Source organism: Gammaproteobacteria bacterium, assembly GCA_035279405.1.
Taxonomy (GTDB): Bacteria; Pseudomonadota; Gammaproteobacteria; order Natronospirales; family REEB76; genus REEB76.
The window spans coordinates 182377-200270 of record DATEHU010000026.1 but is presented as its reverse complement, the minus strand read 5'-3'; the positions used below and the strand labels follow the sequence as shown (position 1 = coordinate 200270).

The 17894-nt window shown below is 58.7% G+C and carries 15 protein-coding genes and 4 pseudogenes; 10 read left to right on the top strand and 9 right to left on the bottom strand.

Translation table 11 applies throughout. The annotated features are described in order from the left end of the window. The first annotated feature begins 25 nt into the window (after positions 1 to 25). Both VJR90_04435 and VJR90_04430 read left to right on the top strand, forming a co-directional pair. Positions 26 to 280, top strand: coding sequence for a helix-turn-helix transcriptional regulator (locus tag VJR90_04435; GenBank protein ID HKV96724.1), 255 nt, complete (start codon positions 26 to 28; stop codon positions 278 to 280). A gap of 97 nt (positions 281 to 377) precedes the next feature. Further along, on the top strand, positions 378 to 803 hold the full coding sequence (locus VJR90_04430; GenBank protein HKV96723.1) for a cupin domain-containing protein: 426 nt from the start codon (positions 378 to 380) through the stop codon (positions 801 to 803). Between the two features lie 682 nt (positions 804 to 1485). Here VJR90_04430 and VJR90_04425 read toward each other — a convergent pair. Further along, positions 1486 to 2217: a Crp/Fnr family transcriptional regulator gene (locus tag VJR90_04425; protein ID HKV96722.1), complete on the bottom strand. Its 732-nt coding sequence runs from the start codon at positions 2215 to 2217 to the stop codon at positions 1486 to 1488. Between the two features lie 263 nt (positions 2218 to 2480). On the opposite strand from VJR90_04425, the gene VJR90_04420 reads away from it, so the two are divergent. Then, positions 2481 to 3662 carry a fatty acid desaturase gene (locus VJR90_04420; protein HKV96721.1) on the top strand — a complete coding sequence of 394 codons (1182 nt, stop codon included), beginning with the start codon at positions 2481 to 2483 and terminating at the stop codon, positions 3660 to 3662. Positions 3663 to 3931: 269 nt separating this feature from the next. Here the strand turns inward: VJR90_04420 and VJR90_04415 are convergent. Together VJR90_04415 and VJR90_04410 are read right to left on the bottom strand one after the other, a co-directional pair. Next, positions 3932 to 4027: pseudogene (locus tag VJR90_04415) on the bottom strand (Crp/Fnr family transcriptional regulator). Between the two features lie 64 nt (positions 4028 to 4091). Beyond that, on the bottom strand, positions 4092 to 4817 hold the full coding sequence (locus VJR90_04410) for a Crp/Fnr family transcriptional regulator (GenBank protein HKV96720.1): 726 nt from the start codon (positions 4815 to 4817) through the stop codon (positions 4092 to 4094). A gap of 573 nt (positions 4818 to 5390) precedes the next feature. Between VJR90_04410 and VJR90_04405 the strand changes: the two genes are divergently transcribed. The 4 genes from VJR90_04405 to VJR90_04390 all read left to right on the top strand — a co-directional run bounded on the left by VJR90_04405 (position 5391) and on the right by VJR90_04390 (position 9932). Further along, positions 5391 to 7364, top strand: coding sequence for an ice-binding family protein (locus VJR90_04405; GenBank protein HKV96719.1), 1974 nt, complete (start codon positions 5391 to 5393; stop codon positions 7362 to 7364). 55 nt (positions 7365 to 7419) lie between these two features. Further along, a complete protein-coding gene (locus tag VJR90_04400) occupies positions 7420 to 8889 on the top strand; it encodes an OmpA family protein (GenBank protein ID HKV96718.1) in 1470 nt (489 codons plus the stop codon). Positions 8890 to 9048: 159 nt separating this feature from the next. Continuing rightward, on the top strand, positions 9049 to 9450 hold the full coding sequence (locus VJR90_04395; GenBank protein ID HKV96717.1) for a BON domain-containing protein: 402 nt from the start codon (positions 9049 to 9051) through the stop codon (positions 9448 to 9450). A 323-nt stretch (positions 9451 to 9773) separates the two neighbouring features. Beyond that, on the top strand, positions 9774 to 9932 hold the full coding sequence (locus tag VJR90_04390; GenBank protein ID HKV96716.1) for a DUF1345 domain-containing protein: 159 nt from the start codon (positions 9774 to 9776) through the stop codon (positions 9930 to 9932). Positions 9933 to 10008: 76 nt separating this feature from the next. Here VJR90_04390 and VJR90_04385 read toward each other — a convergent pair. Further along, positions 10009 to 10143 (bottom strand): annotated as a pseudogene (locus VJR90_04385) (DUF2945 domain-containing protein). Positions 10144 to 10164: 21 nt separating this feature from the next. Between VJR90_04385 and VJR90_04380 the strand changes: the two are divergent. Then, a pseudogene (locus tag VJR90_04380) lies at positions 10165 to 10837 on the top strand (phospholipase D-like domain-containing protein). A gap of 441 nt (positions 10838 to 11278) precedes the next feature. Here VJR90_04380 and VJR90_04375 read toward each other — a convergent pair. The 3 genes and pseudogenes from VJR90_04375 to VJR90_04365 all read right to left on the bottom strand — a co-directional run bounded on the left by VJR90_04375 (position 11279) and on the right by VJR90_04365 (position 14164). After that, on the bottom strand, positions 11279 to 12706 hold the full coding sequence (locus VJR90_04375; GenBank protein ID HKV96715.1) for an AsmA family protein: 1428 nt from the start codon (positions 12704 to 12706) through the stop codon (positions 11279 to 11281). Positions 12707 to 13100: 394 nt separating this feature from the next. Continuing rightward, positions 13101 to 13535 (bottom strand): glycine zipper 2TM domain-containing protein, encoded by a 435-nt coding sequence (locus VJR90_04370; protein ID HKV96714.1) that lies wholly within the window; start codon positions 13533 to 13535, stop codon positions 13101 to 13103. Positions 13536 to 13984: 449 nt separating this feature from the next. Continuing rightward, positions 13985 to 14164: pseudogene (locus VJR90_04365) on the bottom strand (cation:dicarboxylase symporter family transporter). 83 nt (positions 14165 to 14247) lie between these two features. Here VJR90_04365 and VJR90_04360 point away from each other — a divergent pair. Together VJR90_04360 and VJR90_04355 are read left to right on the top strand one after the other, a co-directional pair. Beyond that, a complete protein-coding gene (locus tag VJR90_04360) occupies positions 14248 to 14997 on the top strand; it encodes a CsiV family protein (protein HKV96713.1) in 750 nt (249 codons plus the stop codon). Positions 14998 to 15022: 25 nt separating this feature from the next. Continuing rightward, positions 15023 to 15682 (top strand): DUF2459 domain-containing protein, encoded by a 660-nt coding sequence (locus tag VJR90_04355; GenBank protein ID HKV96712.1) that lies wholly within the window; start codon positions 15023 to 15025, stop codon positions 15680 to 15682. A 238-nt stretch (positions 15683 to 15920) separates the two neighbouring features. On the opposite strand, the gene nagZ is transcribed toward VJR90_04355, so the two are convergent. Both nagZ and VJR90_04345 read right to left on the bottom strand, forming a co-directional pair. Continuing rightward, on the bottom strand, positions 15921 to 16967 hold the full coding sequence (gene nagZ / locus VJR90_04350; GenBank protein ID HKV96711.1) for a beta-N-acetylhexosaminidase: 1047 nt from the start codon (positions 16965 to 16967) through the stop codon (positions 15921 to 15923). Positions 16968 to 17047: 80 nt separating this feature from the next. Continuing rightward, positions 17048 to 17845: a 3'-5' exonuclease gene (locus VJR90_04345; GenBank protein HKV96710.1), complete on the bottom strand. Its 798-nt coding sequence runs from the start codon at positions 17843 to 17845 to the stop codon at positions 17048 to 17050. Positions 17846 to 17894: the final 49 nt, after the last annotated feature.

The window sequence follows — 17894 nt, the reverse complement described above, 5'->3', positions numbered from 1 at the left end:
CCCATTTCTTCTCGGAGACGCTGAGATGAACAAATTCAGTCCTGCCAAGAAACGTGTGGATGTCACGCCCGGCGAGTCGGTCCGAATCATCCGTGAGCTCCAGGGGCTCAGCCAGAATCAACTGGCATCGCTCTGTGGTATTCCACAGACCACGATCTCAAGTATCGAAACCGGCCGGGTCAACTTGGGTGTCGAGCGTGCCAAGGTGCTGGGCATTGCGCTGCGCTGTCATCCGGCTGTTCTTGTGTTCCCGGGTTGGCAACTCGAGTCTGCCGCATAACTACTCACTCAAGCGAACCGCGTTCCGCGGCCGCTTACCTACGGCATTGGGTGTTACAAAGCTATTTCTTTCTTACTTGCACGCAGGGGGAAAAGTCATGGATTCATCTATGATCAAGGTAGGCCAGCTCGGCATCAAATACATCGTTGATGGAACAAGCACTTCAAGCCTAGGCGTGTTTGAGTTAACGGTCCCACCAGGTTCGAATGTACCGCCTCCACACAGTCATTCGAACAACGAAGAGTGCGTCTATGTTCTTGAAGGAACTTTACGATACTCGGTCGGCTCTGAAACGCGAGATCTTGCAGTGGGGCAAAGCATGAGCACCCCGAAGGGTGTCGCTCATGCCTTCGCAAATCCTTTCGCTACCACTGCAAGAGCACTAATCATGCAGTCGCCGGATATCGGTGCTCAATATTTCAGAGACGTTGCTGCTGTAGTCAATGCGGGTGGTCCGCCGGACAAAGCTGCCCTTCTGGCTGTCATGACAAATTACGGCTTAGTCCTGGCGGCTCCAAAGTGACGCCGAAGGATGCGCTACAGCCGACAGCCCCCCGCTACGTGGGCATACGCCGCTGATGTCGGGCATTGGGCACCACATGAGGGAAAAGGAAACGGTACCCTTTTTCTGATGCCGTGAGCCGGTCAATCCAGCAGCAACCGTCTGCGCTTTCTCATGGACCTGAACGATCCCGAGCGGTGCATCAATTCGGTGCAGGTATAGCTGGAGGCGCTGGCGCGCAAAGCCGCGGCTTAGGCTTTTGAGACAACCAGCGCGTCACTCAGCTTGTAGGTGCAGCTGTCGGCGCCGTCGCCACTGGTATCATGGTTCAGGCGAAGCCACCATCTAGAGGAAAAGGGTAGCGTCCCCATTTCCCTTTCCCTGGGCTATTCATGCCAGGAATCAGGGGAGGACGGCAATCGCGATTTTTGCGCAAGCAGTCAGGGCACTTATCGCGGCCGGCATTATGCAGATGGTGCACAGGGTGGCAGACAGCCGCCGGGGAACCTCGCTCGCTGCAGGCCGGAAACGATGTAGGAACAGGTGCGCATCGCCGCCACAACATGCGGCGGCGATGATCCTCGATCATCAGGATGATCGGACTCTGATTGAGGCCGTAACGATCAGGTGATACCAGCCGTAAGGGCCGCTGGATCTGTCCGGGTGCGTGCGTCAAAGACCGTCGCCGTATGCGACACGGTTTCTACCGCGGAACGACACGCTGGTGATTCTCCATTCCCGGAAGCAGGCGCAGGTATTCGTTCTTCACGACGTCATAGCATTCGCAGACCAGGATTTCCAGGCCAGTACGGTCGAGCACCTTGAGATTGCCGTGCCGATACTGAATCAAGCGTGCAAATTGCAGTTTTTCAGCCACGCTTGATACGGCTCCGTCCCGGATGCCAAGCATATTGGCTACCAGCAGTTCGGTCATTTTCATCTCGTCGGTGGGCAGCCGGTCAATGCTCAGGAGTACCCAACGGCACAATTGCTGCTCGAGTGTGTGGTGGCGGTTGCAGACCGCGGTTTGCGACATTTGCGCGATCAGCGCCTGGGTATAGCAAAGCAGTATTTTCTGAAAGCCGCCGCCCGCATCAAATTCGGCATTCAACCTGCTGGCTTTCAAGCGATAGGCGGTACCGGCGTTTTGCACCACTCCGCGGCTGGGGGCGCTTCCGCCGCCCAGGAACAGCGAGATGCCCACCACGCCCTCGAAGCCCACGATGGCGATTTCCGCCGAAGTGTCGTTGTTCATGAGGTGCACAAGCGACACGATGCAGTCCGCCGGGAAATACACGTATTCCATGGTATTGCCGGATTCGTACACGGATTGGCCCAGGAAAAACTGGACTGGTTCCAGCTCGGGCAGCAGACGCGCATACACCTCTTCCGGCAACGACTTCAGCAGGTAATTGTCCTGCGGACTTGCGTACATGGGATGAATCGCTCCGGATAATGAGACCTGCGGTGCGTCCGTTTCTGCAGTCGCAATGGCATCCAGTGCGGCCAAAACCGGTGCCGATGTGACATCCGTGACCCACCGATAAATGTCTCAATGTAATGGACATGCGAGAGGAGAGCCTGCTTGCAGCCTAGCAGGTAACAGGTAGTTTGTATGTGCGCTAGCGAGCAGAGCCGCCGGAACGGAAGGCATAAGCTGTGTTTGGCTCGCGAGAGGTAGCCTTTGAGGTTTCTCACATGTTCATGATCCACGGGCTTTTTGGTTTACCTGTCTGGGCTGCATTCGTGATCGCCCCTGTCTTTATCCACCTCACGATCGTCTCGGTTACCCTGTTTTTACACCGCGATCAGACCCATCGTGGCCTGGAGTTGCACCCCGCGGTGCGGCATGTGTTCCGCTTCTGGTTGTGGCTGACCACCGGCATGGTCACGCGTGAATGGGTGGCGGTACATCGCAAACATCACGCCTGCTGCGAAACCAAGGATGACCCGCACAGTCCGCGCGTCAAGGGTCTCCTCAAAGTGCTGCTGGAGGGCGCCGAGTTGTATCGCGCCGAGGCGGCGCATCCTGAAACGATTGCCCAATATGGACGCGGTACCGTGGATGACTGGATGGAGCGGCACCTGTACAGCCGGCACAGCCAGCTCGGTATCGGCTTGCTGTTGGTCGTTGATTTGCTACTGCTCGGCTTGCCGGGCATTACGCTGTGGGCGGTCCAAATGCTGGCAATTCCGGTGCTGGCCGCTGGCGTGGTGAACGGCGTCGGCCATTATGCCGGTTATCGCAATTTCGAGTGTAAAGACGCTGCCACCAATGTTGTACCCTGGGGCATCATCATCGGCGGCGAAGAGTTGCACAACAACCATCATGCCTTTCCGAGCTCTGCGAAATTCTCACAGCAGCCGTGGGAATTCGACCTTGGTTGGAGCTACATTCGTATGCTGGAAAAACTGCGTCTGGTCAAGGTAAGACGTGTGGCGCCGGAGCCCGTGATCGTCGCGCGCCACGGACCGGTGAGCGTCGACACAGTGCAAGCGGTCATCGTAAACCGCATGCACGTATTGCGTAAGTACATCCGCGAGGTCATCCGTCCAGCGGTCGAAACTGAGAGACAGAACGCCGGCCTTGAGGGTCGCGGGTGGCTCGCGCATGCACGTCGCTTGCTGACACGTGACGAGACGCTTTTGGATGCGCGCGGCCGCACGCGTCTGCAGGAGACATTGGCACGCAGCCCGCGGTTGCGCACCGTATATGAGTTCCGCCGTCGGTTGCAGGCACTATGGGAAAACAACACGCTGTCGAATGAAAGTCTATTGCAACAGTTCAAGGATTGGTGCGCGCAGGCGGAAAACGCGCATATCGCTACGTTGCGTGAATTTGCGCAACGTCTGCGTGGGTTTACGCTGCGACCGGTTTGACGAAATCTGCTTAAGAGCATCTAACAAAATGATAAACGACTCTCTGTGGGAGCGGTGATATTCGCCGCGATTCCAGTCTTATCGTGGCCGCGACGGTCGCTCCCACAGGGACCGTCGCTCCTGACCCGCCCGGCCATAAGCGAGTGTATTTGGCATCTATCATTTTGTTAGACGTTCTAAGCAAAATAATTTGCCAGTGGCAGGTTTTCTCTTGCTCTCAATTGCAGGTGTAACGATATCCGAATTGGCAATGATCGGACCCGCCACTGCATCTCGTTGCTGGGCAGGCGGTCAATGCTCAGCAGCACCCAACGGCACAATTGCTGCTCGAGCGTATGGCGCCGGTTGCAGACAGCGTGCCTGCTCTGGCAGGCAGCGTTATTACCGCAGTCGGAATTGTGGGAGCAGTTGCCTATGCAGTTTGTTGAGTCAGAGTGAGGTCGTGTTCGGCAGCAGCCGGTCGTATTCCTGCTTGACGACGCGGTAGCATTCGCACACGCGCACTTCCAGGCCGGATCTATTCAGCATCGTGATGTGACCGCGGCTGTAATGGATCAGACCGGCCGTCTGCAGGTGTCCGGCGGCTTCGGTCACGCCTTCGCGGCGCACCCCCAGCATGTTGGCGATGAGTTCCTGCGTCATGTGCAGCTCGTTCGTGCGCAGACGATCAAAGCTCAGCAACAGCCAGCGGCACAGTTGCTGTTCGACGCTATGATGACGATTGCAGACCGCCGTCTGCGCGGTCTGGGTGAGCAGCGCCTGGGTGTAACGCAGCATGAGATGCTGGAATGGCGGGTTGTTGTCAAACTCGTGACGCACCACCTCGGAGGGCAGCCGGTAAGCGTGGCCGGCGCTTTGCACCACGGCGCGGTTGGGCGTACTGCGCCCGCCCATGAACAGCGAGATCCCCACCAGTCCCTCATAGCCTGTCACGGCGATTTCCGCGGAAGCGCCGTTGGCCATGACATACAGCAGTGAAATGATGCTGTCCACGGGGAAAAACATGTGTGTCATCTCGTTGCCGGATTCATAGACGGATTCGCCCAGCGGCAGCGGGGTCAGTTGCAACTGGGGCTGCAGGCGCGCGTAGCCGTCTGCCGGCAGGGCGTTCAGCAGCAGGTTCTCTTTAGGACTATGAGCTTCTCCCACAGGCATTCTGGGTGTTCCGATCAGGCCGCAACTCGAATCCTTGCATGTGAACAACAACATCCGCGCAATCCAAGGTTGCGTAAAAATAATATATCGGGGGGGGGGGCAAGCCGCACAACAGATTGACGGGGCGGTCCAGGCCGCACAAGGCGTGGCGGGTGTGAAGTCCGTCACGGATGATCTGACAGTTAAGGGTCAACAGGGCGAGCAGCCGGCTCCGCCGGTGACCACCGGGCCGTCGGCACCGGCTACTGATTTCATGACGGCGTCAACCTCGTAGACGTATCCGGCCACGGATCCCGGAACGGAATCTTCGGGTAAGGCCGGGCACGGCCCGGTTGCCTCTGGCAAGACGCCGGTGGCAACGGCACTTTGCGGTCGTCGCGGCGGTCTTCGGTCAGGTGTTTTGGGTCTTGTGTTCGCTACCGCACAGAGCTTCCTGCAGAAATGTGGGAGGCTTGCACTTACGTTGGTTTATACACATTGATGTAAAGAGCAGCAGCGTTGCTGTTGCGGGCATGCATAGGTGAAACTTAATGCAGCCTTCTCTTCTGGTTATTCACTAAGGTGGAGATGAAAATGATCAGAATCAAGAGTTACGGCGAGTTTCTGTTGTGGCCGGCAGCAATTCTGGTGTGCGCCTTGCTGGCAGGATGCCCCGGCAATGAAGGTCAAAGCCCCATCCTTGGTTTACACGGCGGTGTCGCACTTGCGCCGACCGTGACCGCCGTCGCGCCGATCAATGATGCAACGGGCGTTCCCATCAACAACACCATTATCAATGCCACATTCAGCGAGCCAATGGCGGCGATTACCGCGAGTGGCGCGAGCTTTGTCGTGACATGCTCCGGACCCTGCACTAACCCCACCGGGAACGTGGCGCTTGATGCCACCGGCCGAACTGCCGTTTATACGCTCACCGCCGGAACCACTCTTGCGCCACTCACCCTCTATACGGTGACCATTACCGGCGCCCAAAGCCTTGCTACGGGTTTGCCATTGGCGCGCCCCTTCGTGTGGCATTTCACTACCGGTGACACGCCGGATACGACCCGGCCAAGAGTGACGCTTACCGCTCCGGCTACGACCAGTCCGGGTCCAACAGCCAATGTGCCCACCAACACGGCGATTACGGCGGTGTTCACCGAGGACATGGATCCAACAACGATCACCGCGGCCAGTTTTACGGTGACTTGCGCGGGCTCGTGTGTGTCTCCCACAGGCACCGTAAGCTATATAGCCGGATCCAGAACCGCAGTGTTTAAACCGGCGGGTCTGTTGACGGCAGGCGCGACCTATACCGCCACGATCACCACGGCCGCGACGGACGTGGCAGGCAACGGCTTGGCCGGCAATCAGTCGCCACTGCCTGCGGCGAGCGACTACGTCTGGACGTTCACTACGGCCGCCCCGGTCTCCTCGGCGAATATTTCAGTAGTTTCCACTGTGCCTGCCCCCGGGAGCACTTCTGCCTGCCCCAACGGGGCTATCAACGCCACCTTTGACGTGCCCTCCGGTTTGCGCATGGATCCTCTAACCGTGAACAGCACTACATTTACTGTGACCGGACCGGGGCCTGGCTTTACTCCCGTCACAGCGGCATCGGTGGTCCTCGACGCCGCCACTGGCCGTATCGCCACCTTTACACCGTTGAGTCCGCTGTCTGCTGGTGTTACTTACACCGCCACTATTTTGGGCGGCGCCAACGGAGTCGAGGACTTGGCAAGTCCCGCCAATGAAATGGCGAGCGCTTACACATGGACCTTTACCGTTAGTGCGGCGGGCGGGAACTGCCTGCCACCGATAGCCCTTGCCTCGGTGGCGCCGTTCGGCACGTTCGGAGGCTCCGCCGGAATGACCAACTCAGGGACCCTGACGATAATCAATGGTGACATCGGGACCACTGCCGCCTCCACCTCGGTGACGGGATTCCACGATGCAGGACCGGGATGCACCTATACCGAAACTCCGCTTAACACCGGAGTGGTAAACGGACAGATATACACGGCTGCACCGCCCCCGACCGTCGGCTGCCCTTCTGAGGGCACGGCAGTCACCTTCGCGATTGCGACGCAGGCGCGCGCCGATGCACTGAGCGCATATAACGCCTTGGTGGCACAACCAGCCGGGCCCGATCCCGGTGCCGGTAACCTCGCCAACTTGGTGCTCACTCCCGGTGTTTACACCGCGGTGTCCGGTTCGTTCATGATTCAGGGTGGAGATTTGACTCTCGATGCCCAGGGCAATGCGAATGCGGTGTGGGTGTTCCAGATGGCGACCTCACTGACCGTCGGCGGCCCGGGAGCAACGGCCCCGGCGAGCATCATTCTGGTCAACGGTGCCCAGGCCAAGAATGTCTATTGGCAAGTGGGCAGTGCCGCAACGATCAACGCGGCCGGCGGCGGGACCATGGTTGGAACCATCATCTGCCAAGCAGGCGCCGCGTTCTCGACCGCCGGCAACACCACGCCAGTGACTCTGAACGGCAGAGTGCTGTCGCTGGGCGCAGCAGTCACGCTGGTGAATACGGTCATTAACGTACCCAGTCCATAAAATCCGAAACATCGAAGCTACCGCGTCTCAAACAGCTTTGATCCTGGAGAAAAGCATGAAGGCATCAAGAATTTTAGGAGTGTCGAGTGTGGCGATACTCATATTGTTGACTGCGACTCCGCTCGCGGTGGCGCAGGACTCCGGCTGGTACATTGGCGCCAATATTGGGCAGTCAAGGGCAAAAATTGATAACTCACAGATAACCCGCAACCTGCTCGGCGAAGGGTTTGCCGTGACCTCTCTCAGCAATGATGATCGGACCACCGGCTACAAGCTCTTTGGCGGGTATCAGTTCAATAAATATTTTGCCCTTGAAGGCGGCTATTTCGACTTGGGTACATTTGGTTTTTCCGCGGCCACTCTGCCGCCGGGAACATTGAACGGGAGCACCAGAATCAAAGGCCTGAACCTTGACGCCGTTGGATTTCTTCCCTTCACCCAAAGTTTCTCGGCATTTGGCCGGGTGGGGTTGGACTATGCGCAAGCCAGAGATTCGTTTGCCGGAACGGGTTTTGTCAATGTCCTCAATGCCAACCCCAGCACGCGCAATACCTACTACAAGTTCGGTGTCGGACTGCAGTATGCCCTCACCCAATCCTTCGCTTTGCGCGCCGAAGTGGAACGCTACCGTGTTAATGACGCCATCGGAAACAAAGGCGACATTGATCTTGTCTCGCTTGGGTTGGTGTACAGTTTTGCGAAACCAGCCGCGCCGGCCGAAACTGCGGCTGCGTCGCCGGCCGAGACCGTCGTTGCGGCTCCCGTGTCGACTCCGGCGCAAATTACCCGGCAGTACTGCAGCAGCCTTGACATCCAGTTCGAAATCAATCAGAGCGATATCCAGCGCGGTATGCAGGAAAAGCTGCGCGTACTGGGCACCTTCATGAGCAATCACCCCGAAACTACGGCAGTCATCGAGGGCAATACCGACAATGTGGGAACGCCGCAGGCGAACATGAAACTATCTCAGGATCGGGCCCAGAGCGTAGTCAGCTATCTCGTGAACAGCTTTGCCATCGCCCCTTCCCGGCTGAAGGCGGTGGGATATGGAGATACGCGCCCAATTGCGGACAACAGCACTGACGCCGGGAGACGGCTGAACCGTCGAATTGAAGCTGTTATCCCGTGTGTGACGGATGTCACGGGCCTCGCGGTGATGCCAGCCCGGCTTACCACCCTGTCACTACCCATCGAGTTTGGTCAAAACCAGGCCGATGTAAAACCGCAGTACCGTGACGATCTTCGGCAAGTGGCGGATTTCCTGAAAGCCAACCAGGCGGTCGTCGCAACAGTGGAAGGCAACACCGATAATCTGCAGCCGACTGCAGAGATAGCGATGAAAATTTCCCAGCTCCGCGCCCAGAATGTAGTGAATTATCTGGTGGATAACTTCGGAATTGCACGTTCGCGGCTCACCGCCGTGGGCTTCGGCCAGACTCGCCGTTTCGCCTACAACACGAGTGTTGCGGGACGACAGCAGAACCGCCGGGTCAACGTTATCTTTAGCTACCCGAGTTCGAACTGACCGCGGCAAATCGGGCCTTGACGTTCTTGTCAAAGCCCGGTTTGTCATTGGTGTCGCTACTGAGGGATGGTAGAAACCGCTCGCCTTCAGACGAAGTTCCGCGCGACGCCGGCAGGGCGTGGTTTATTTGATTGCACAGAATAGTGAGGAAAGGAAATCATGAATATGTTACGCATATGCGCTATCGCGGCGCTGATGTTTTCTACGATCGGACTCGCGGCGTGCGGCAATCCGCATTCCGGTGCTGCTGAGACCGCCGGCCGGAATGTGGATCAGGCAGCACGCAGTGCCGGCAACGCGGTTGGTGCGGCCGCCGCCAACACTGGCCAGGCGGTTACCGATACCGCCATTACCACCCAGGTCAAGGCGGCCATCATGGCGGAGCCGGGCCTCAAGGTCATGCAGATCGGTGTGGATACCACCAACGGCGTGGTCACTCTAACGGGCACAGTCAACTCGCAACGCGACAGTGACAGAGTCGCGACCGTCGCCAAGGGTGTGAATGGTGTAAGCGGCGTTAAAAACGAACTCGCGGTCAACTCCGGCGGCCAAAGCGTCTAGCAGTGCAATCAACAGTCATACGGATGGGTAGACGTCGCGCCAGACGCCGGCTCATGCATTAAGAGGAATGTGCAAGCACGTTAACTGCAGGACACATGCGGTAGCATCTTTTCGCCGCACATTTCTCGATCTGCTAAAACGGCCTCGGTTCTCCGTAGCGAGGCCATCCGGGTGACCCCCGAACGCCCGGAAGTGGGCCGGCGTACCGTTATAACCAGCGGCACGCCGGCGTTTTATTGAGCCTGCATTATTGAGCCTGCATTATTTATTCGGGCGAGGAGTGTCGCTGCTTACTGCGCGCCCAGGGCGGCAAATCCACCGGATTGGATTTTCCCGGAGGTCAATCGCCCGACTATTGGGACTTCGCCTATTTTTCCGTGACCATCGGCATGATGTTCCAGGTGTTGGATGTGCAAATAATCGGCCGCCGCCGGCGCCGGCTGGTCATGACTCACCGAGTGGCGGCGTTTTTTTCAACGTGATCGTGATCGCGTTGACGGTCAATTTATTGGTGGGCACGCATTGATAATGCCGTGTTTTACGCCATCTTCTACCGCCTCAACTGCATTTCTTCTTCACTGCGCTGCCCTTGTGCATCGCTATGTGGGCGCTCTTGTCGCTCTGGATTTCATATTGCGGTTCATCGGCTGTGGCGTGATGCGTATAACCCTTGTAATCGGTGTTTTTTACGTGTGCACCTTGATGATCTTGCCGCTTAATTTCCGCAATCATCGCACGGGCGTGGTAATTGACGGCGAACAGGCCTTCGTTGGCGGTCTGAACGTAGCGGATGAATACCTACGTCCCAAGCCGCCCTTGAGTCCTTGGCGTGATACGCATATCGAAATCCATGCCCCGGCGGTCGCCAGCATCCAGTTGGCCTTCATTGAAGACTGCTATTGGGCGACGGACGCCATTCCGGAGTTGCTGTGGGAACCGGCGTCATCTGCCGGCAACCTGCGTTGTCAGGTGGTGGCCAGCGGTCCGGCTAACGAGCAGGAGACCTGCCCGCGTGTTTTTCGTGCAAGCCATCAATTCGGACGTGCACCGGATCTGGATCGCCACACCTTATTACATTTTCGATGAGGCGGTGGGCGCGGGCATCAAGGTGTACCGTTACCAGCCCGGCTTCATGCACCAGAAAATCGTGCTGATTGATACCCAAGCCGCCGCGGTGGGCAGTGCCAACCTCGACAATCGTTCGCTGCGCCTAAATTTCGAGATCATGGCGCTGATTGTGGATCAGGGATTCGCCTCCAGGATCGAGGCGATGTTGTTGGACGATTTCAGGAACGCCAAGTTGATTGAACACGGCGACTGCGAGCGCGTGCCCTCTATGCGCCGCCTTGGCATGCAAACAGCCCGGCTGTTCGCGCCGATTTTTTGACCGGCCGGGTCAGTTGCTATGGTCGCACATGATCGCTATGGAAAGTCTGTTGGTCTGCTTGCAGAAGATTCCACAGCTTCATCCACTCAAACACTTATACCCCATTACAACTCGAAAGTGGCCGACAGTGCCCAGCCCGGTTGTTACGCAAGCAGGTTAATTGCCCCTCACGTCTGAGCGCTTGTCAAGTCCGGTGTTTGACAATTCCGGGATTAAGGTTTTGACGATGCTGCGGTTCATGGCCGTCCACGATGACAGCAAAGAAGTGTCGGCACACGAATGCGTGTCTCAAGAATGCCTTCCCGAGGCGCTTCGAAAGCGGGCAAGCACGACTTGACCTTCGGAGTCCGGCACGTCCGCCCGCCACCCTTGCTGGGCGAACTGGCGCGCCTCACCGGAGTTTAAGCCGGATGGTTAGCAGTCTTTTCGGAGGGTAAAAGCTTATTTCGGCGGCGCCACCGAACCGGCATAGAAGACTTTACACTTTCCGCCGGCAACAAGATTACTCGCCGCCTTGACCAGCTTCCGTACCGGCCCGGTGAGAGTCTTGATGATACTTGGTTTCTCCAGAATTGGTTTTTGGAAACTGCCGGTTATTTTTTGCTGCAGCTTGGCGCAACCCTCAGCATTGATTACCGCAACAGTGACATCGTCGAACGTATTATTTATGAAATCGAGTCTTCCCTGGAGCGCGATCCGGTTCTTGTTGGTTGCCATGGCCACGTCCTGCGCTTGCGCCACGCCGCGCTCGACCTTCCACTTGGAAACCAGCGTGCGGATCTTGCTGCTGCCACTTGTCCCTTGAAGGAGGGATGAAAAGCCATAGCCTTTGGCAACCACCAGACCGAGAGGTCCGGCAAAAAAGAAGGCGCCCACGTCCACGAGGTTGAAGTTCTGGCTGGAATTAAACCGGGAGATCTCCTCATCGAGGTTATAGCCAGTAAGTGTGAGATCCTTGCCCTGCAGCGAGAGCTGGCCTTTCAGGCTGCGTCGCATTTCATCTGCGGTGCTTCCCTGTAGCGACAGGTTCGCGGAGAAATCCATACTTCCTTCGGCGACCTTGCGCGGCGACAGGAGTTTGAAGAACTCCGCGATCTGGAACTGCGGTAGAGAGTAACGCAGGGTGTAGTGGGCAATGGCGCCGGAAAAGTCCGCATGTACGCTCCCGATTCCGCGTGCGCCGAAGATCTGCATGCTGACCGGCTGCAGATCGAAGACCCCACTCTTCCCGTGGGCCAAGATCTTCAAGTCGGACACGGTGAAGTCACCCCTGCGTATATCCCGGCAAGCAAGGTCAGCCGTGAAGGAAAGGCCCTGCATCGGATCCAGGCGTTTAGCTTGCGAAAGCTGTAGATGATGCACCTGCAAATTGCAGCTTTCGGCCTTAAATTCTTCACCGGTTTGTTCGTTAGCGTAGTGGAGAGTCCCATCTGCAAATGAAAGATTCGTCAACTTGAGGCTCGACCAGCCTCCGCCCGCCGTTGCCGCCGTGGTGAAATTGAACCGGCCGCTGCGTTCTCGCTCGATCGAAATCGTAGGATGATTCAGGATGATTGTCGTGATCCGGACTTGCTTGCGCAGCAGCGGCAGAAGCTCGATCCCGAGCTTGGCCTTTGCCGCGGAGGCAACCTCAGCCCCGTGGTTGCGAATATGCACATCCTGCAAAGTGACGAATAATCCCGGAAAGAGGCTGATTCCCAGCGGACCCTCGACTTTGACTTCCATCCCCAAGTGTCGCGAGGCAGCTGCCTCCAACTGGGGTTTGTAGGCATTCGGGTTTACGAACAGATGCAGGGCGACCACGCTCAGGGCGAGGAGACCAACGAGCCCGCCGATGGCAATGAGAATGATTTTAACTAATTTTGACATTTACTTGATACAGCGTTGCATACGGTGGAGGCTGGCTAATGCGGGGTTCAGTGCCATCGTCCTGAATCAGGATCTTGGACCTTGATTTGTTCTTCGCAAAATCTTCAGCGCAGTTACAGGCATTCTTGCCGTTTGCCGAAGAGGTCAAGTGGTTTTGTCAAAGCCCTGCGCGAAGACGCTCCACATGCCATTTTGTCGCGCGATACGCGGACTACGGCTGTGCCTTGCTGATGGAATTTGGTGTCACTCGATAAAACATCTTGGGAGAGATAGTTCAAGCATGATCCGGAGTACGCGGCATGAGCGGCAATTATTGTGATGGACCCAAAATTGCGAAATCTGGTTTGACAGCACGGATGAGGCGGCTGATGGAACTCAGCTTAATGACTGCGGGCTAAGCTCGATAGGCCCGACCGTTTTCAATGCGTACGCGGTCGCCCACGCGCAAATCTGCCACACTGCCTTTCTGGTTGATGGTCTCGTAATTGCCGTTATCCAGACGTATCTGGATGCTGTACATCTGAGAAGCGCTGTTGTTTTCGATGGCCGTACCTGCCACCGCACCGCCGACCGCACCCGTGACCGTTGCCAAGGTCTTGCCGTTGCCTCCACCCACCTGGTTGCCGGCGATTGCGCCAACGAGCCCGCCGATGACCGTACCGGCATTCATGCCGCTGCTGCTGCCACTCGAGATGTTGATGGATTCGACCACGCCATACAAATCACTTGACCGTGAGCCCATCATTCCACCGGGCCCGTTGGTGGCACAACCGCCAAGTAACGCGGCGGCCGCGAGGGCGACTATTGGAACTATGTGAATTACTTTCATAAAACCTCCTGGTTAACGGGTTACAGACTAGCGGAAACACAGGCCGTAGTCGGTACGGTGGCGCACATTCATTAAGGACAAAAGAAAGGGGGACGCTACCCTTTTTCCGGCTTTCTGCGCGGTCGTCCAGGGGGCCGATAAGCCAAATCTCTCCCCACCAGTTTCTCAAGTCCATAAATGATTTTCTCGGTGCCTCAGGGTAACCCTTTATCGGCATTACGTCGGATAACTTCCAATCGGCCAATTTCGTCTCCTGCTGCGAGCCACGCAGACCAGTCACCCATACTCTCAATCTGCCTGCACCACGCTGGGGTGTTACTCAGTGCTCTATCGTCCTTTATCCCACAGTGGCTGCGGCGCTCGACCAAGGATCATCCTTGGGCCTGGGAACGATCTTCGCACGCGCCGGGTTCCGCTGCATGTTGAAAAGGGTAGCGTCCCCTATTCACGATTAGGGCAACCACCGGCAAGGAGTCCGCCGGTACGCCGGCCGTACCGATACCGCCGAGAATGCACACGAACATTACTGTCAACTGCTGCGCCGGCGTCAGTTCGATGCCGAAGAACTGCGCCAGGATCAGCACCGTCACGCCGTCGAATAAGGCCGTGCCGTTCTGGTTGGCACTGGCCCGCAGCGCCCCGGATTGACAGCGGACAACGCCATCGGGATCGCGGGATATAATGCCTTGACGCCCAAATTCAGGATCATCCTGTGAACCTACCGCGCACCGTTTCACGGCTTGCCACGCTGTTGCTGCTTGGCGTGCCGCTGCTGGTTCTTGCCGATGCGCCGCCGGCAGCGCCCGCCCCTGCGCCCAACTGGTACAACGTGGAAGTGATCGTGTTTGCCAACACCGACCCACAGGCGGGCGTGCTGGAGAGCTGGCCGGCCGATCCCGGTACACCCGATTGGAACAGCGTGGTGCCGCTCAAGCCGGCCGCCAGTGGCCTGCCATACATGCAATTGCCCGCTGCGAGCGCGCGCATGAATTCCGTGTGGGCAAAGCTGCAGCACTCATCTGAATACCAGCCACTGCTGCGCAGCGCGTGGGCTCAGCCTGCAATTGATCGCGCCAGTGCCCTGTTCGTGCGTATGAGCACAGCGCCGCCGGCTAGCGTCGCGGCAAGCGCTGGTTCCCTGGTCAGCGTTGCGAGTGCGCCGGAAAATTCTCCGAATGCGGTGTACGGCATTGCCAAACTCAGCACCACCGGGCCGTACCTGCATTTCGATCTGGATCTGGTGTATTGCGGACCACCGGCCAAACATCTGATCGCTTCCACGGCACCCACAGTGGCCGGCGCGCCGCCAGCCGCGAGCGCGTCGCCAACGGCAGCCTCCAATGTTCCCGCATGCCAACCCTACCGGCTCAAAGAGGATCGGCGGCTGGATGCCGGCAAGCTGAATTACTTTGACAACCCCATGTTTGGCGCGCTGGTGCTGATTACGCCGCGTACCAAATGATCGGTTCCGCTTTGCGACTCTCTATGTGAATTTTTCCGAACGCCTTATTCCGCTGATTACCTGCAGCCTGCTGCTCATCACAGGCTGCGCGAGCCCAGGTCCGGCCCGCGCGCCAACACCACTCCGGCCGGATACCGCAATACAAGCCACCGCACCACGTGCCCAGGTCTGGGTACTGGACTCCGGCTGGCACACGGGGCTGATGCTGTCGCGCGCGGAACTGGGGCCAACGCTCACCGATTTGCTGCAGCCCGCGCGCGATGCGCAGTACTTCATGTTCGGCTGGGGCAACCGCCGCTTCTACATGGCGCCCAATCCAACATTCGGCATGGACATCGCCGCGCTGTTCCCGTCGCAAAGCGTAATGCTGGTCGAGGACTGCAACAGTCCACCGCGTGCCTCCTACAGCCCCGAAGTTCAACTGCATGCCGTACCCGTTACCGCGAACGGCCTGGAGCACCTCGATGGCTACCTCGTCGCTTCGCTGCAAACCGATGCGCAAGGCCGCCTCGAACCACTCGCTCCGGGGCCGGACGCCGACAGCAAGTTCTACCCTTCGGGACTGTCTTACGATGCCTTCCACACCTGCAACACATGGACGGCCGAGGCGCTGCACGATGCCGGAGTGCCAATTAACTATCACGGAGTGATATTCGCGGATCAGCTTTGGCGGCAATTGCGCTAGAACTTATCTCAGAACCCGCGTACCGAAGTTTCCGTTCGTGCTGAGCCCTTCGACTGTGCTCAAGACAGGCTTGTCGAAGCATGAACTGAAACAAGCACTTGCTCATGCGCCCTTCGACAGGCTCAGGGCGAACGGAGATTTTGAGATGGGTTCTAGTCTGAGCCGGAGAACGCCCCGGCTCTCGGACAGCGCGGCTCGCGCGTGTCGCGCCCTGAACCCACGACCCTCAGCACGCGGTTCAGGTTTCGAGCTTGAAATCCGCGCCGGTCTGCAGGCCTTCCAGTTCGGCGTGTGCCTCGCGCCACTCGCGGCTGGCGTGCAGGTCATCAAGCGCGATCGGCATCGCGCCGTGCAAGCGTACCAGCCGCCATTGACTCATGGGATGCCTGTAGGTTCCCAATTCGCCGAGTATCGCCTGTACCGCGGCCCGGTTGTTGCACACCGGTAGCATGTCGCAGCCGGCGGTCAGCGCCGCCCGCGCGCGTTCGACAGGGCTGCCGGCAACTTCCGCAGCGTGCATGCTGAGGTCATCGCAAAATACCGCGCCCTTGAAGTCCAGCCGGTCGCGCAATTCGCCCTCGATCCAGCGGCGCGACAGGCTCGCCGGCATGCGGTCCACGGCCGGGTACACCACGTGCGCCATCATGACTGACAGCAGTTCGAGGCGAATCAATTGTATGTACGGATAGAGATCGCGACGCCGGATTTCATCCAGCTCTCGCTCATCCACCGGCAGCACGTGATGCGAATCGCCGCTTACCGCGCCGTGGCCGGGGAAATGCTTGGCGGTGGCGGCCATGCCGGCACGCCGCATGCCCAGCAGCCAGGCGCGTCCCAGTTCCGCCACCGCCTTGAGGGTGTGATGGAATGCGCGGTCGCCAATGACCACACTGCGCCCGTAGTCGAGGTCCAGCACCGGTGCGAAGCTCAGGTCCACGCCCGCAGCGCGCAGCTCCGCCGCCATCAGCCATGCGCTGCTCTCGGCCAGCCGGCGTGCGGAACTGGGATCGCGCTCGTACACAAAGCCGAAAAACCGCGCCGGCGGCAGGCGCGTGAACCCGTCGCGGAAGCGCTGCACCCGGCCGCCTTCCTGATCCACGGCGACCAGCAAGGGCGGCGTGCGCAGCACGTGGATATCGGCGACCAGGGCGCCGAGTTGTCCGGGATCCACGTAATTGCGCGTGAACAGAATCACGCCGCCAATCAACGGATGTTGCAGCAGCTCGCGGTCCTCGGCATTCAGCGCGGTGCCGGCGACATCCACCATCAGCGGACCGAGGCTCATGGACTCGGCTCAGCGGGTGTGGAACACAGGACCTGAGGTATGCCCCTTGCGCAGCGCTGGCCGCGGATGGCGTGCATGGCTCAGTTGCCGGCCGCCGGATCGGTCTGCGCCTGCCAGACCTTGAGAAACTCGGTGAGGTGGGGTTTGTCGGCGCGCTCCAGGTACTCGCGCACGCGCGCGCATTCGGACCGGTAACCCGCCGCTTCCATGCGTCCGCGCATGCGTTCGAAACGCAGATATATAAGATAGGTATTGAGCGTGTCGGTCTCGCAGTAATCGCGAATGCTGTCTATGCCGCCGGCAAGATACGTGTCCCACACCCGGCTGCCGTGCATGCCGAGCTTGCCGGGCAGGCCGCACAACTGCGCGATTTCATGCAGCGGTGCCGCGGCCCGCATTTGAAACCCGGCGAGCACGTCCATCAGGTCGGTATGCCGCCAGTGGAAACGTGACAGATAATTGTTGTAACGAAAGCCGGTTTCGCTGTCGCCGATCTCCCAATAGCGTGGGGCGGCAATGGCGTGATGCAGCGCGCGGTAATGCAGCACCGGCAGATCGAAGCCGCCGCCGTTCCAGGACACCAGGTCCGGGGTGAATTTCTCGATGCCCTCGTAAAAGCGCGTGATGAGCTCGGCTTCACCCGACTGCGGCGTGCCCAGCGACCACACGCGGAAATCGTCGGCATAGCGCTGCGCCACCGAGATCGCCACCACGCGGTGCAGATGCAGGGGCAGGAATTCACTGGCCCCGGTTTCCTGGCGACGCTGCTGGAACATGGCGCGCGCCACGTCCTCGTCGCTCAGGTTGTCCAGCCCATGCAGAAGGCGTCCGGTCACCACATCCGGAATGGTCTCGATGTCGAAGGCCAGGATATTCATGCGTACCCCCGCAAAATCTGCGGCCAGTGTAGCAAACGCCGCGCGGCCC

Coding starts and splice junctions, on each gene's coding strand:
- VJR90_04435 (HKV96724.1), top strand. CDS start 26: ATGAACAAATTCAGTCCTGCCAAGAAACGTGTGGATGTCACGCCCGGC.
- VJR90_04430 (HKV96723.1), top strand. CDS start 378: ATGGATTCATCTATGATCAAGGTAGGCCAGCTCGGCATCAAATACATC.
- VJR90_04425 (HKV96722.1), bottom strand. CDS start 2,217: ATGTACGCAAGTCCGCAGGACAATTACCTGCTGAAGTCGTTGCCGGAA.
- VJR90_04420 (HKV96721.1), top strand. CDS start 2,481: ATGTTCATGATCCACGGGCTTTTTGGTTTACCTGTCTGGGCTGCATTC.
- VJR90_04410 (HKV96720.1), bottom strand. CDS start 4,817: ATGCCTGTGGGAGAAGCTCATAGTCCTAAAGAGAACCTGCTGCTGAAC.
- VJR90_04405 (HKV96719.1), top strand. CDS start 5,391: ATGATCAGAATCAAGAGTTACGGCGAGTTTCTGTTGTGGCCGGCAGCA.
- VJR90_04400 (HKV96718.1), top strand. CDS start 7,420: ATGAAGGCATCAAGAATTTTAGGAGTGTCGAGTGTGGCGATACTCATA.
- VJR90_04395 (HKV96717.1), top strand. CDS start 9,049: ATGAATATGTTACGCATATGCGCTATCGCGGCGCTGATGTTTTCTACG.
- VJR90_04375 (HKV96715.1), bottom strand. CDS start 12,706: ATGTCAAAATTAGTTAAAATCATTCTCATTGCCATCGGCGGGCTCGTT.
- VJR90_04370 (HKV96714.1), bottom strand. CDS start 13,535: ATGAAAGTAATTCACATAGTTCCAATAGTCGCCCTCGCGGCCGCCGCG.
- nagZ (HKV96711.1), bottom strand. CDS start 16,967: ATGAGCCTCGGTCCGCTGATGGTGGATGTCGCCGGCACCGCGCTGAAT.
- VJR90_04345 (HKV96710.1), bottom strand. CDS start 17,845: ATGAATATCCTGGCCTTCGACATCGAGACCATTCCGGATGTGGTGACC.